A 12,806-nucleotide genomic window follows, 5' to 3' on the forward strand; every position below is an offset into this window, starting at 1 on the left:
TTATACAAATAGCCGCTCGATCTTTAGTTCATAAATGTGATCCTGCGAGGTGGTGATAAAATCCAGGAGGAGATATTATTCGGCTGGGATTTATTTTTTATCTTTATTGAAAAGGAGATTTCAACATGGCAATTCCTGCCTACTTATGGCTTAAAGATGATGGTGGGGCCGATATTAAAGGGTCTGTCGATGTACAAGATAGAGAGGGGAGCATTGAGGTTATTAGTTTTACACATGGATTGAATATTCCCACGGACAACCAAACAGGTAAGCTTACAGGAACTCGAGTTCATAGCGTTCTTGAAATTGAAAAGGAGTTTGATTCATCCAGTCCTTACCTTTATAAAGCCGTATCCAGCGGACAGACGTTAAAGTCTGTGGAGATAAAGTGGTATAAAATTAACTACTCGGGGCAAGAAGAAGAATACTTCAACATGTTATTAGAAAATGTAAAAATTGTTGGTATTAACCCCATTATGCACAATATTAAATCCGTCGAAAATATGAACCACCTTGAATCGGTGAGTTTTCGTTATGAGAAAATTACCTGGAAATACTGTGATGGAAACATTCAGCACAGTGACACATGGAAGGAAAAATCATAATTTATAAATGTATTATATAATAGTGTTCATTTTCAAGGAACTGAGAAATGACCTGGCTATATGATGTAAATAAAAATAGTTTCTACAGGAATGGCATATTTATGTTCTATGCCCTATATGCAGGCGCTCCAGGCTATAAAAATGATAGTCGGCATGAATGTGTTGTAAATAAAGGACCTTTGCCCAGAGGGAAATATCGAATAGTCGGTGTCCCTTTTACCCATAAAGTTGCAGGAAGATTTACGCTCAGACTCCAGCCCTATGACACAAATAATATGTGTGGGCGTAATGGTTTTTTAATCCATGGCGATAGTATTGCAAACCCCGGAGAGGCCTCAAATGGTTGTATTGTGGCTGCGCCAGCATATCGGAGAGCTATATGGGAAAGTGGTGACAAAGAGGTGCTGGTAAGATGAAAGCTGTATGGATGGTTACGGCTCTTGTCACCATTGCAACCAGCAATGCCGTCGCAGTCGTGAAAAGTAATCCTTGCATAGTCCCACAATCCTCAGTTGGCATAAGTATGCTGAATGCTATGGATAAGGAGATGAAAATTGATATTAGTACCGTTCTGCGTGATAAAACTAAAACAGAGTTAGTTATGAATGAGCCAGTTTCTCATCAGCTGGTTGAGCAATTTGCCATTATAGATGAAAAGCAAAATCCTAATATGTGGCTTTCTGTAAAAGACTATATTAATGTTTACTCAGAAAGTAATGCTCGAAATCTAATCGTTAAATTCACTTTTGAAAATACAAACAGGCAACACAATGTTTTCCTTGCTTCCGCACTGGTCAATGATAATGAATGTTCCGTTAGGTTCAACGGATACATAATTGTTAAGCGTGACTTCTAACTATAAATAATGGGCTGTCTCCTGTGAGCAGCCCATGACTCATTAATTAAACCAAATGGCACGCGACGCGGTGAGTGTCGCCCACTTCCCGCAGCGCGGGGACTTCCTGGCGGCAGCGGTCGGTGACTAAAGGGCAGCGCGAGGAGAAGCGGCAGCCGGAAGGCGGGCGAGACGGATCGGGGATTTCGCCCTGAATAGCGGCTACCGGCTCGCTGTTTGGATCCAGCGTCGGAACCGCGGCCAGCAACGCCTGGGTATACGGGTGCAGAGGCTGGCTGAATAGCACGTCGCGGCTGGCGGTTTCCACCAGTTGCCCAAGGTACATGACCGCTACGTCATCGCACAGGTGTTCCACCACGCCGAGATCGTGCGAGATAAACAGAAACGTTACGCCGCGTTCGTCACGCAGATCGGAAAACAGGTTGATGATCTGCGCCTGAATGGAGACGTCGAGCGCCGAAATGGGTTCGTCCGCAATAATAAAATCGGGGTTAAGGATCAGCGCGCGTGCGATGCCAATGCGCTGGCGCTGGCCGCCGGAAAACTCATGCGGGAAGCGGTTGTAATGCTGCGGCGCCAGGCCGCAAATCTTCATCACTTCCAGCACTTTGTCCCGCAGTTCGGCGCGGGTACAAAGCTTGTGCTCCAGCATCGCTTCGCCAATGGCGTCTCCTACGCGGATGCGCGGGTTTAGCGAACTATAAGGATCCTGAAAGACGAGCTGAATTTTAGGCCGCAGCGCCCGCGACTCTTTGGCGCTCAGCTCGCTCAGCTCTTTGCCGCGATACTTCACGCTGCCGGCGGTTTTGTCATACAGGCCGAGCAGGGTGCGCCCGACGGTGGTTTTCCCGCTGCCGGACTCGCCTACCAGGCCGAAAATCGTGCCCTGGCGAATGTTAAAGCTGACGCCGTCGACCGCGCGCAGCTCGCCGGTTTGCTGGCCAAACAGCCCGTCGCGCAGCGGGAAGTGTTTTTTGAGTCCTTCGACTTCAATAACGTACTGATTGTTCACGATACGGACTCCGCTAACTCACTGTAGAAACAGGCCGCCTGTCGCCGCTGGCCGAGCAGCGCCGGAATGCCCTGGCGGCAGCGTTCTGTGGCGCGCTCGCAGCGATCGGTAAAAGCGCAGTAAGGCGGCAGGGCGGCTAAATCGGGCACCTGGCCGGGGATCGAATAGAGCCTGCGGCGGCGCTCGCCGGGCACAGGTCGGGAAGCGATCAGCCCTTTGGTATACGGGTGTAACGGATGGCGGAGCACGTCAGCCGTTGACCCCTGCTCGACGATGCGCCCGGCGTACATCACCACGACGTGTTCCGCCATTTGGGCGATAACGCCGAGATCGTGGGTGATCAGCATCAGCGCCATGTGGTGCTGGCGTGCCTGATCCCGCAGCAGGCGGAGGATCTGGGCCTGAACGGTCACGTCCAGCGCCGTGGTGGGCTCATCGGCAATCAGCAGTTTTGGCCGGCAGCTAAGCGCCATGGCGATCATCACCCGCTGCAACATGCCGCCGGAAAGCTGATGCGGATAGCTAGCCATCAGGCTCTCCGCTCGCGCCAGCCCGACGTCGGTCAGCATTTGTGTCGCCAGGTGCCAGGCGGCTTTCGGCGTTTCCCCGCGATGACGGATCAGCGGTTCGCACAGCTGATCGCCGATGGTCAGCACCGGATTCAGGGCGGTCATCGGCTCCTGGAAAATCATCGCCAGCTCGTTGCCGCGTAAATCTGCCATTTGCGCAGGCTTAAGCCCCAGCAGGTTTTTCCCCTGAAAGAGGATCTCGCCGCCGTCAATCCGCGCGGCCTGTGGAGGGAGTAAGCCCATTAGCGACATGGCGGTCACGCTTTTACCACAGCCGGACTCGCCGACGACGCCAACGGTTTGCCCGGCGCGAACGGTAAACGACACGTCCTGCACGGCGCGCACGCGGCCCTGTTCTCCGGCAAAGGAGAGGGAGAGGTTATTAAACTCAATCAGCGCTTCGTTCATTTCGCGCCTCGCTTCATTTTCGGATCCAGCGCATCGCGCAGGCCATCGCCCAGCACGTTAATCGCGATCACGGTGATAAAAATGGCTATTCCTGGCGGCATCCACAGCCATGGGCGGCGCTGGAAGTCGATCAGGCTGTTGGCGCTGTCCATCATGTTGCCCCACGAAGGCGTGGGCGGCACGACGCCGAGGCCAAGATAGCTCAGCGCCGACTCCATCAGAATGGCGTTTGCCACCGCCATCGTCGCCATCACCACCAGAATGGGAATGGTGTTCGGCAGCAGGTGGCCGAACAGGCGGCGGCGGGCAGAAAGGCCCAAAACGCGTGTCGCCAGCATAAAGTCGCGTTCGCGCAGAGAAAGTATTTGCCCGCGCACCAGGCGCGCCAGCTTCGGCCACTCCAGCAGGCTCAGCATGATAACCACCATGTAAATGCGCGAGTCCGGCGAGAAGTCGAGCTCCGACAGCATCGCGCCCGCGACGATCAGCAGCGGCAGGCTGGGAATGGTCATCACCAGATCTGCCAGGCGCATAATCAGTTTGTCGGTCCAGCCGCCGAGATAACCCGAAACCGCGCCGAGCAGGTAGCCAAGGGTGACCGAAAGCAGCATGGTCAGCAGGCCGATGATTAACGAGATGCGCCCGGCCAGCAGCAGGCGGGTATAGACATCGCGCCCGAGGAAGTCGGTGCCCAGCCAGTGTATTTCGCCCGGCGGTTTGTTGATCATCAGCGCGTCGGTGGCGTCGTCTTTCCACGGCGACCAGAGCGGCCCAAACGCGCACCATACCGCCATCACCATCAGCAAAATCAGACAGAACATCGCCAGACGGTTGCGCCTCAGCGCCTGCCAGGCTTGACGCCATGGCGACGGTGTAGCCTGCGCCAGCGCCGGGATTTCCGCCTTGCGCAGGCGGCGGTTGGTGGAAAACAGTGAACTTAACATTACGCCCTCACGCGAATGCGCGGGTCGGCCCACGCGTAAAGCACATCGGCAATCAGGTTGCCGAGGATCGTCAGCACCGCCAGAAACAGCGTGAAGCCCATCAGCACCGGGTAATCACGGGCGGCGAGTGAATCAATTTGAATGTGGCCCGCGCCCGGCCAGTTAAAGACTTTTTCGGTAATGATCGCACCGGAGAACAGCCCCGGTAGCTCAAAGCCCAACAGAGTGATGATCGGCAGCAGTGCGTTGCGTAGGGCGTGCTTGAGGATAACGGTGCGCTCACGCAGCCCTTTGGCCCGGGCGGTGCGAATAAAGTCCATCTTCACCACGTCCAGCATGCTGGCGCGGAAATAGCGCGTCAGGCTGCCCGCCTGCAGCATCACCAGCGCAAGCACCGGCAGCACAAGATGGGCGGCAACCTGCACGACGTAGGCCCAGCCGGTCGCGTCGCTGCCGGTATTGGCCATGCCGCCGACCGGCAGCCAGTGCAGATCCACCGCGAACCACTTGATCAGCAGCAGGCAGAGGAAAAAGGTCGGGAAAGACATGGCGGCGAACACCAGCACGCTCACCAGGTGGTCAAACAGCGAGTTGGGCTTCATGGCCGAGACAATGCCTACCGTAAGGCCAATGCCCCAGTAGAACACCAGCGCGATGGCGGCCAGCAGGAAAGAGTTCCAGATGTACTGGTTCAGCAGCTGGCTGACCGGGATCTGATACTGCAGGGAGAAGCCTAAGTCACCGGTCATGAGCTGCCCAAGCCAGTGGAGATAGCGGGTCAGCAGCGGCTGGTCGAGGCCGTAAATCGCTTTCAGTTCGGCGGCGCGGGCGGCGGTCAGCGTAATGTTACCGTCGATAAAGTCGCCGGGCGTTTTCGCGAACAGCATAAAGATGATCAATGAGGCAAGCAGCAGCATCGGCAGGGTTTGCAGCAAGCGGCGCAGGATAAAGTTTTTCATTACGTTCTCACTGCCGCTGCCCCGAAAAAGGGCGGCGGCGAGGTTTACTGCGTTACTTAACGATTTTCACATCCGGCAAGCTGCCGGTCAGGCCGTTGTAAATATCAGGCTTAAAGCCGGTGACGCGGGCGCTGCTGGCGGACAGGATCTTGCGGTTGCCGAGCAGAATCGCCGGTGGATCTGCGGCCAGCACCTTATACAGCTCGTGATAGATAGCCTTACGTTTCTCTTCGTCGAGCGTGGCGTTGCCTTCGTTTATCAGCTTATCCACCTGCGGATTGTTATAGCCGGACTCTTTGGCTTCGGTGCTGTAGTAATCCCATACGCCGTCGTGCGGATCGTTCAGCGTGCTGGTGCTGAAGGAAGCCAGATCGTAGTTGCCCGCTTTGCGCTGCGCCATCAGGGCGTTGAAGTCGACGACCTGTGGCTTCAGCAGCACGCCGATTTGCTGCCAGTTCTCTTTGGCGATAGGGATCAGCGCGTCGTTCAGCACTTTTTTGCTGACCAGCAGCGTCAGCTCCAGACGCTTGCCGTCCTTCACGCGGATGCCGTCCGGGCCTGGCTTCCAGCCTGCTTCATCCAGCAGCTTTTTCGCCTGTGCCTGATCGTATTTATACGGGTTTACGCCTTCCGCGTTATAAGCCCAGGAGATCGGCGAGATCGGTTCGTTGGCGACCGTGCCGTAGCCCTGGTAAACCACGTCGATCAGCTTCTGGCGATCCAGGCCGTAGATCAGCGCCTGGCGGACTTTTACGTCCTGCAGCGCCGGGCGGTGAACGTTGAATTCAACCTTGCTGTAGTCGCTGGATCCATACAGGTTGATATTAGCGAAGCCCAGCAGTTTCAGCTGCTCGATATCGTCAGGGCGTGAGGTAAAGGCGTCGTAATCCGTCTCGCCGGTCTGGAACAGCTGGAAGTTGGTGGACGGGTTAGTCACGCGGTAGATAAAGCGCGGCGTTGGCGACGTACCGCGGTAGAAATGGGTGTTAGCGTGGAAGCGAATTTCCTGGCCCGGAATGTACTTATCGTAAACATACGGGCCGTTGCCCAGAGGTTTGCCGTGCAGGGTGCGCAGATAATCCAGGTTGCCGCGCTGGTAGCCTTTACCGTAGTAAGCTTTCGACAGCACCGGGCCGCCAATCTTGCCAAGTGTGGTTGCGCCCGGTTGGGTGGTGGTGACCTGCAGCGTAAGCGGGTCAATAACCTTCAGGCCACTGACGCTGTCGGCTTTACCGGCTTTGTAATCTGCACCACCTGCAATGTTGGCCAGCGTAATGTCGGTATCGCCGTCATATTTCGGGTCATACAGCACGGTGAGCGTGAAGGCGACGTCTTCGGCTGTCAGTGGAGAGCCGTCGCTAAAAGTCAGGTTAGGGCGCAGCTTGATTGTGTAGACCTTGCCGTCCGGGCTGACCTTCCAGCTTTCGGCGAGGCCCGGTACCAGATTACCGTGGCTGTCCCAGTCAATCAGGCGCGAGAAAATGACGTTGGTGACGTTTTCATCCCAGCCGTTAACGAAGAAGTAAGGGTTAAAAATCCCCTGTGGCTCAGAGATCCCGGCTACAACCGTGTCTTTGCGAAGCTTGGCGGTGGCAGGGATCTGGCTCGCGTCGGTGGCGGGCGTGATGCCTTCTTTTAAGATGTCATCGGCGGTCGCCGCACCGGAGAAAGCCACCACGCTGCTAATCAAGGTTGCCTGTAATGCCAGGCGAAAGCGCGTGGGTTTTGTTTTTAATGCGTCAAGTAACCTGGCCAATAGCATTCCCTCAAGATTATTTGCTGTAAAATTTACAAATCATGACGAAAGATAAAAGCCGGAATTGTCACTGTCTAACAACGAAACGCTATGGCTTATAGCGATTTGTTCCTTCGCTCGTAGCAGCAGAATGGATTGCGCTGAAGCAGATCCTCGCGCGGCAGCCTGCATAACACGCCCGTAGGGTTATTTTCGAAGTGTAACCATTCCTTGCCACTCCAGGCTCCAGGTGTTAAAAGGTGCCCCTTTGACAAATCATAAAGGAGCAGGGCGTGAAAAACACGTCAGTCGCGTCTGAGCCACAGGGCCAGACTGCGGGGCCGGAGGATGGCCATCAATTACAGCGTGGCTTGCAGAACCGCCATATTCAGCTGATTGCGCTTGGCGGCGCTATTGGCACCGGACTTTTTCTCGGCATTGGCCCGGCGATCCAAATGGCGGGGCCTGCCGTATTGCTGGGCTACGGCGTGGCAGGGATCATTGCGTTTCTGATCATGCGTCAGCTCGGTGAAATGGTGGTTGAAGAGCCGGTTTCTGGTTCGTTTTCCCATTTTGCTTATAAATACTGGGGGCCGTTTGCCGGCTTCCTGTCCGGCTGGAACTACTGGGTGATGTTCGTGCTGGTCGGCATGGCCGAGCTGACCGCCGGCGGCATTTATATGCAGTACTGGTTCCCGGACGTGCCGACCTGGACGTGGGTTGCGCTGTTCTTTGTGGTGATTAACGCTGCCAACCTGGTGAACGTGCGCCTGTACGGTGAGATGGAGTTCTGGTTTGCGCTCATTAAGGTGCTGGCGATTGTCGGCATGATTGGCTTCGGTATCTGGCTGCTGGCCTCCGGCCACGGCGGTGAACGCGCGAGCGTCAGTAACCTCTGGCAGCACGGCGGCTTCCTCGCGACGGGCTGGCACGGGCTGATTCTGTCGCTGGCAGTTATTATGTTCTCGTTCGGCGGGCTGGAGCTTATCGGCATTACGGCGGCGGAAGCTCGCTCGCCGCAAACCACCATCCCGAAGGCGGTTAACCAGGTGGTTTACCGTATTCTGCTGTTTTATATCGGCTCGCTGGTGGTGCTGCTTTCGCTCTACCCGTGGCTGGAAATTAAGTCCGACAGCAGCCCGTTCGTGATGATTTTCCACGAGCTGAACAGCAACGTCGTCGCTTCTGCGCTCAACTTTGTGATTCTGGTGGCTTCGCTGTCGGTCTATAACAGCGGCGTGTATTCCAACAGCCGCATGCTGTTCGGGCTGTCGGTGCAGCGCAATGCGCCAAAGTTCCTGGCGAAGGTCAGCCGTGGCGGGGTGCCGGTGAATTCACTGCTGCTGTCCGGCGCCATTACTTCGCTGGTTGTGGTTTTAAACTACCTGCTGCCGCATGAGGCCTTTGGCCTGCTGATGGCGCTGGTGGTGGCGACGCTGCTGCTGAACTGGATCATGATCTCGCTGGCGCACATTAAGTTCCGTCGGGCAATGCGCAGCCAGGGGCATGAAACCAGCTTCAAGGCGCTGCTTTACCCGTTTGGCAACTATCTGTGTATTGCCTTTATGATGATGGTGCTGGGGCTGATGTGCACCATCGACGGCATGCGTCTGTCTGCGATGCTGCTGCCGGCCTGGATAGTGTTCCTGTTTGTCGCCTTTAAGCTGCTGCGTCGCAAGGCCAGCTAAAGTCCAAAAATAACGCCAACTGTTTTTAATAGGGTTGGCGTTATTTATCTTAAATTTTTAAATACCGCTTAATTTGCCTTTGGGAAATAGAATCTTTCTGCCATAACAAAATAAACTACAGCGCTTTTACAAATAATTGTTAAGTTAATGACAAGTTGCTACTCATTATTGCCTTTATAAAATAGTCCTTTCTTCTTTCGATAATTCGGCAGAATATATCGCCGCACACTGCAGCGCATCGCGCCAATAAATAAAAACATCGCATACCTTTTGCCACGTTCGCTGGCACTCTTCTCTTTTACAGCTTGGGATTTATATGAGAGTTAACAACCCTGTTACGCAGCAGGAGCATCTTCTCAGGGACGGAGAGGCTTTGATGTCGACCACCGATATTCACAGCCATATTACTTACGCCAATTCTGCTTTTATTAAAGCCTGTGGTTTTACCGAACAAGAGTTAATGGGCGAGGCGCATAATCTTATTCGCCATCCCGACATGCCGCCCGAGGCGTTTGCCGATATGTGGGCCACTTTACAGCAGGGAGACAGCTGGACGGGGATGGTTAAAAATCGCCGGAAAAATGGTGATTTTTACTGGGTCCGCGCGAACGTGACCCCGGTTTACCACGGCGGTGAACTGACCGGGTATATTTCGGTACGGACGGTGCCGGAGCGAGAGGAAGTGACGGCAAGCGAAGCGCTATATCGCGCCGTCAGAGAGAAACGTGCCGGGCATCTGCGCTTCTTTAAAGGGCTGGTTATCCGTCGCGGCTGGAAAAGCGTGCTGTCGCTCTTTCAGCGCCTTTCATTGTCTCAACGGCTCTTCGGGGCGCTGGTCGTGTTAGCGCTGGCCGTTGGCGTGATGCCGCTGGCGCATTTGAACAGTGGCTGGCAGGCGGCGCTGACCGTTTTGCTGCTTGCCGCGATGGGGAGCTTTCTCCAGCAGCAAATTATCAGGCCGGTAAAAACCATCGTCCGGCAAATGCAAAAGATCGTTTCCGGGCAAAGGACCGGGCTGATTCAGTTTAACCGGGTGGATGAGATTGGCCTGATGATGCGACTGGTGAATCAGTCTGGGCTGAATCTACGCTCGTTGGTGGATGATGTTGGCGGGCAGGTTAGCGGTATTGGCGGGATTAGCCAGCAGCTGGCAAGCAGCAGCAGGGCGATGAGCGAACGCACCGATGAAACCTACGCCCAGTTGCAGCAGACGGCGGCGGCCATTGAGGAGATCTCCGGCGCGGTCGAACAAACGGCGGACTCCGCCGCGCAAACATCGCAGATGGCAGACAGGGCAAGTCAGAACGCGCTTGAAGGCGAGCAAATGATGAAACGCACACTGACGATGATGGAGTCGATGGCAGAGGCCAGCGAGCATATCGTCGAGATCATCAGCGTTATCGACAAAATTGCTTTCCAGACCAATATCCTCGCGCTTAATGCGGCGGTGGAGGCGGCGAGAGCGGGCGTTTCCGGGCGGGGTTTTGCGGTGGTGGCCGCTGAAGTCCGTAACCTTGCGCAGCATTCCGCCTCGGCGGCGAAAGAAATCAAAACGCTGATCGATCGTAACGCAGCCAGCGTCAGCTCGGGCGTTGCCGAAGTGAAAAGCGCGGAAAAGCACATCAGTGAAATGGCGGAAGAGATAGTCAGGATGGCAGGGCTGATAAGAGAGATTGGCGATGCGACCCGCGAGCAAACCAGCGCGCTCGGGCTGATTAACCATTCGGTGGAGCGGATTAGCACCATGACGCAGAACAATGCTGATATGGTGATACAGGCAGGCGCGGTTGTCGAAAATATTAATCACCGTGCGCGGCGTTTAACCAGCGCGATCAACGTTTACGGCAGTTAATTTTGCTATGCCGGACGCCGTCGATAGCGATGTCTGGCATCTTATCCTTGAGGATTTGCGTTATCATGCTGACCTAAATAAAGCGGTTGTTTAAAAGGGTTGGGTAATGAGCGTTAGTCGGAAAGGAATGCTGTATGTGCTGTTTGCGGCGGTACTGTGGGGAAGCTCCGGGGTGTGCGCGCAATACATTATGGAGCAGAGCCATATTTCCTCGGCGTCGCTAACCATGCTGCGGCTGCTGTTTTCCGGCCTGATCCTGCTGATGCTATCGTTCATGCACGGGGATAAGATCTTTGCCGTGTTTAGGCAGCGTGATGACCTGATTTCTCTGCTGATTTTTACCCTTTGCGGTGCGCTAACGGTGCAGCTGACCTTCCTGCTGACCATCGAGCAGTCCAACGCCGCAACCGCAACGGTTCTCCAATTCCTCTCGCCAACCCTTATCGTGGCCTGGTTTGCCTTTGTGCGTAAAAAACGTTCCGGAAAACTGGTCTATGCCGCGATTGGCACCTCGCTAATCGGGACGTTTGTGCTGGTAACTCACGGTAATCCGGCGTCGATTACGATTTCCGGCAGCGCGTTATTCTGGGGCATTGCTTCTGCGTTTGCCGCTGCGTTCTACACGACCTACCCCTCGAAGCTGATTGCTCGCTATGGCACGTTACCGGTGGTGGGCTGGAGTATGCTGCTGGGCGGTGTCGCGCTGCTGCCGTTTTATGCCAGCCAGATTGGTCGCTTTACCGCTTCCGGCGGTACCTTGCTGGCCTTCTTCTACCTCGTCGTTGTGGGCACGGCCATTACCTTCAGCCTCTATCTGACCGGCGCGCAAATAATCGGTGGGCCAAAGGCCAGTATTCTCAGCTGTGCAGAGCCGTTAAGCAGCGCGCTGCTGTCGGTGCTGTTGCTGGGCGTCAGCTTTACGCTGCCGGACTGGCTGGGGTCGCTGCTGATTATCTCTTCCGTGGTGCTTATCTCTTTGGATTCCCGAGGTAAGCTGCATTCGCGCTAAAGCGCTACATTTTGCAAGGTTTAATTACCGGCAGAAATATCATATTTTGGGGGGTAGAAGTTACCGTTATGATAGGGTAAAAAGTGCCCTCCGGGCGTAAGTCTGCACCACCGATAAAGGTATTTCAGTGTGATGATTGATAATCTAATTGAGCGTATCTCCACCGCCTTAGACGCCGAATATACCCTGGAAGGTTTGGTCAGACAGTTGCTGGAAATGCTTGAGCTGGTGACCAATATGGAATCCACCTATCTGACCCGTATTGACCCTGAGGGCAGCCAGCAGCATATTGTTTTTTCCCGCAATACGAAGGCGATGAATATCCCGGAAGGACTCTCCGTACCGTGGGAAGACACGCTGTGTAAACGCGCGTTGGACGAAGGCCGTCGCTATACCTGCGATGTGGCAAGCGTATGGGGTGACTCTGAAGCGGCAAAGGCGCTAGGTATCGTGACCTACGTCAGTACACCGGTGACCCTCGCCGATGGCTCGCTCTACGGTACGCTGTGTGCCGCCAGCTCTGAGCAGCGTGTACTGACCGATCACAGTGAACAGGTATTGCAGCTGTTCTCACAGCTGATTGCTCAGCAGATTCAGAATGAGCAGCTGATGAAGAAACTCCAGCTGGCAAACACCGCGCTGACTACCGCCAGCTATACCGATGACCTCACCGGGCTACCTAATCGCCGTGCGGTCTTCGAACAGCTTCCTCGCTTATTCGCTCGTGCCAAAGACGACGCCCGCTATGTGCTGGTGGCGTTTGCCGACCTGGATGGGTTTAAACAGATAAACGACATCCACGGTCATGAAACCGGGGACGATTTCCTTTGCGCTATCGGTAAACGGCTTGAAGAGGGCGTGAGGGGAGACGAGGTATTGGGTCGGGTTGGCGGAGATGAGTTTATTGTCGCGGGTGCCGGGCCCGCTGAATATGGTGAAGCCCTGCGGGCGGCAGCCGCTTTTCGCGTCAGACTGTCAGCGCTGCTTAGCGGGGAATATCAGCTGAAATCCTGCGTCATTGACTATGCCGGGCCAAGTATTGGCGCTATCGCCATTAACCCGGCCACCACAACGCCAGATGATGCGCTGCGTGAGGCGGATACCCTCATGTACGTCGACAAAAAGCGGCGTAAAAACGGCGCGGCGGTGAGCTAATACTCCACGCCGCG

At 55.1% G+C, this 12,806-nt stretch carries 12 protein-coding genes; 7 read left to right on the forward strand and 5 right to left on the reverse strand.

What is annotated here, in order from left to right; all coding sequences use genetic code 11:
- Window positions 1–125: 125 nt before the first annotated feature.
- Genes VGM55_RS21400 through VGM55_RS21410 form a run of 3 tightly spaced genes read left to right on the forward strand, consistent with a single transcriptional unit; the run spans window position 126 to window position 1,461 of the window.
- Window positions 126–605 carry an Hcp family type VI secretion system effector gene (locus tag VGM55_RS21400; protein ID WP_331636625.1) on the forward strand — a complete coding sequence of 160 codons (480 nt, stop codon included), beginning with the start codon at window positions 126–128 and terminating at the stop codon, window positions 603–605.
- Between the two features lie 47 nt (window positions 606–652).
- Complete coding sequence (locus VGM55_RS21405; RefSeq protein WP_331636626.1) at window positions 653–1,021, forward strand: tlde1 domain-containing protein; 369 nt, start codon at window positions 653–655, stop codon at window positions 1,019–1,021.
- Window positions 1,018–1,461 carry a Shiga toxin A subunit gene (locus VGM55_RS21410; RefSeq protein WP_154185413.1) on the forward strand — a complete coding sequence of 148 codons (444 nt, stop codon included), beginning with the start codon at window positions 1,018–1,020 and terminating at the stop codon, window positions 1,459–1,461. Before VGM55_RS21405 ends, VGM55_RS21410 begins: the two co-directional genes overlap by 4 nt.
- Window positions 1,462–1,507: 46 nt before the next feature.
- Here VGM55_RS21410 and VGM55_RS21415 read toward each other — a convergent pair whose 3' ends face one another.
- Genes VGM55_RS21415 through VGM55_RS21435 form a run of 5 tightly spaced genes read right to left on the reverse strand, consistent with a single transcriptional unit; the run spans window position 1,508 to window position 7,115 of the window.
- On the reverse strand, window positions 1,508–2,473 hold the full coding sequence (locus tag VGM55_RS21415; RefSeq protein WP_331636627.1) for an oligopeptide/dipeptide ABC transporter ATP-binding protein: 966 nt from the start codon (window positions 2,471–2,473) through the stop codon (window positions 1,508–1,510).
- Window positions 2,470–3,450: an ABC transporter ATP-binding protein gene (locus VGM55_RS21420; protein WP_331636628.1), complete on the reverse strand. Its 981-nt coding sequence runs from the start codon at window positions 3,448–3,450 to the stop codon at window positions 2,470–2,472. Before VGM55_RS21420 ends, VGM55_RS21415 begins: the two co-directional genes overlap by 4 nt.
- Entirely contained in the window at window positions 3,447–4,394 is a 948-nt protein-coding gene (opp4C, locus tag VGM55_RS21425) for an oligopeptide ABC transporter permease (protein WP_331636629.1), read from the reverse strand. The genes VGM55_RS21420 and opp4C overlap by 4 nt, the downstream gene beginning before the upstream one ends.
- Window positions 4,394–5,353, reverse strand: a complete 960-nt coding sequence (locus VGM55_RS21430; protein ID WP_331636630.1) for an ABC transporter permease — start codon at window positions 5,351–5,353, stop codon at window positions 4,394–4,396. Before VGM55_RS21430 ends, opp4C begins: the two co-directional genes overlap by 1 nt.
- Before the next feature lie 52 nt (window positions 5,354–5,405).
- Window positions 5,406–7,115, reverse strand: a complete 1,710-nt coding sequence (locus VGM55_RS21435; RefSeq protein WP_414648302.1) for an ABC transporter substrate-binding protein — start codon at window positions 7,113–7,115, stop codon at window positions 5,406–5,408.
- Between the two features lie 266 nt (window positions 7,116–7,381).
- On the opposite strand from VGM55_RS21435, the gene pheP reads away from it, so the two are divergent.
- From pheP to VGM55_RS21455, 4 genes are all read left to right on the forward strand, one after another.
- Window positions 7,382–8,776: a phenylalanine transporter gene (pheP, locus tag VGM55_RS21440; protein WP_331636633.1), complete on the forward strand. Its 1,395-nt coding sequence runs from the start codon at window positions 7,382–7,384 to the stop codon at window positions 8,774–8,776.
- Window positions 8,777–9,092: 316 nt separating this feature from the next.
- A complete protein-coding gene (locus VGM55_RS21445) occupies window positions 9,093–10,628 on the forward strand; it encodes a methyl-accepting chemotaxis protein (RefSeq protein WP_331636634.1) in 1,536 nt (511 codons plus the stop codon).
- 106 nt (window positions 10,629–10,734) lie between these two features.
- Complete coding sequence (locus VGM55_RS21450) at window positions 10,735–11,637, forward strand: EamA family transporter (protein ID WP_331636635.1); 903 nt, start codon at window positions 10,735–10,737, stop codon at window positions 11,635–11,637.
- A 132-nt stretch (window positions 11,638–11,769) separates the two neighbouring features.
- Window positions 11,770–12,792: a sensor domain-containing diguanylate cyclase gene (locus tag VGM55_RS21455; RefSeq protein ID WP_331636636.1), complete on the forward strand. Its 1,023-nt coding sequence runs from the start codon at window positions 11,770–11,772 to the stop codon at window positions 12,790–12,792.
- The last annotated feature ends 14 nt before the right edge of the window (window positions 12,793–12,806 follow it).

Origin of the sequence: Cedecea sp. (assembly GCF_036500665.1) — a bacterium.
Lineage (GTDB): Bacteria > Pseudomonadota > Gammaproteobacteria > Enterobacterales > Enterobacteriaceae > Cedecea.

What these genes read in the sequence shown, in the direction of transcription:
- VGM55_RS21400 (WP_331636625.1), top strand. Translation starts at nt 126, where the DNA reads ATGGCAATTCCTGCCTACTTATGGCTTAAAGATGATGGTGGGGCCGAT.
- VGM55_RS21405 (WP_331636626.1), top strand. Translation starts at nt 653, where the DNA reads ATGACCTGGCTATATGATGTAAATAAAAATAGTTTCTACAGGAATGGC.
- VGM55_RS21410 (WP_154185413.1), top strand. Translation starts at nt 1,018, where the DNA reads ATGAAAGCTGTATGGATGGTTACGGCTCTTGTCACCATTGCAACCAGC.
- VGM55_RS21420 (WP_331636628.1), bottom strand. Translation starts at nt 3,450, where the DNA reads ATGAACGAAGCGCTGATTGAGTTTAATAACCTCTCCCTCTCCTTTGCC.
- opp4C (WP_331636629.1), bottom strand. Translation starts at nt 4,394, where the DNA reads ATGTTAAGTTCACTGTTTTCCACCAACCGCCGCCTGCGCAAGGCGGAA.
- VGM55_RS21430 (WP_331636630.1), bottom strand. Translation starts at nt 5,353, where the DNA reads ATGAAAAACTTTATCCTGCGCCGCTTGCTGCAAACCCTGCCGATGCTG.
- VGM55_RS21435 (WP_414648302.1), bottom strand. Translation starts at nt 7,115, where the DNA reads ATGCTATTGGCCAGGTTACTTGACGCATTAAAAACAAAACCCACGCGC.
- VGM55_RS21445 (WP_331636634.1), top strand. Translation starts at nt 9,093, where the DNA reads ATGAGAGTTAACAACCCTGTTACGCAGCAGGAGCATCTTCTCAGGGAC.
- VGM55_RS21450 (WP_331636635.1), top strand. Translation starts at nt 10,735, where the DNA reads ATGAGCGTTAGTCGGAAAGGAATGCTGTATGTGCTGTTTGCGGCGGTA.
- VGM55_RS21455 (WP_331636636.1), top strand. Translation starts at nt 11,770, where the DNA reads ATGATTGATAATCTAATTGAGCGTATCTCCACCGCCTTAGACGCCGAA.